Annotated in this window: 1 protein-coding gene; it reads right to left on the bottom strand. The window is 47.3% G+C overall.

From position 1 onward, the window contains the following. Positions 1 to 807 (bottom strand): TolC family protein (locus A3762_RS19320; protein WP_156493603.1); only part of this gene is annotated, 807 nt, incomplete at both ends.

Raw genomic sequence — 807 nt, 5'->3', positions numbered from 1 at the left:
CATCAAACCCCGAAACGTCGTCTTTCCATCTACGGTCGGCGACGATATCTAAGTCAGGATAAAGATGCGAGTTTAGCCCCGTTGTATTGGCGGAAGCGGATTGCACGTTTAAGCGACTCGCAATTAAGCTTTGATTATTGTTCAACGCTAAGGTTTGAGCACGTTCGTTACTCTCGGGGATGTAAGCTTGATCGACTTCTGGACGAATCAGGGTGGCCGGGCGTTCGCCTGTCAATTGCGCGAAGACGGTTTCGGCATCACGCAGGTTATTCTTTGCGGAAAGTAGATTGGCTTTGACGCGTGCGAGACGTCCTTTCATTTGGGTCAAATCAGCTTTGTTAGAAACGCCTTGTTTCTTTCGTGCACTAACAAGTTCAAAAGTTTCTTCGTGCCGCTTTAAATTCTCTTCTGATAAGCGCACGACATCGCGTGCATTTAAAACATCGGTATAGGCTTTAGCGATCGATAGAGAAGTTTGTTCTGCTTGCGCCAAGGCTTGGTAATAACTTGCTTGCATCGCGAAGTCAGCGCGATCATGTTCGCTCACATTCGCAAAGCCGCGAAATACAGGAATAGTGAGCTGTAACTTTGCTTGGGTTCGCGTTTTATTGGTTTCGCCAACGCCTTGTCGATCGAGATCTTCTTTCCCTGTGTCAGCGCTTAAATCTAAGCTTGGTAGAAAGTTTCCTTGCGCAGCGCCTAAGTCTTCTCGCGATGCGTAGTAGCTTTGCAGAGCGACCGACATTTCAGGATTACTTTGTAGTGCTTCGAAGGTTGTTTCTTCTAAGGTTTTAGAGTGAGCCAGAG

It is taken from the genome of Oleiphilus sp. HI0125 (assembly GCF_001635355.1).
The sequence above is the reverse complement of the archived record's forward strand: the minus strand, read 5'-3'. Positions and strand labels throughout refer to the sequence as shown.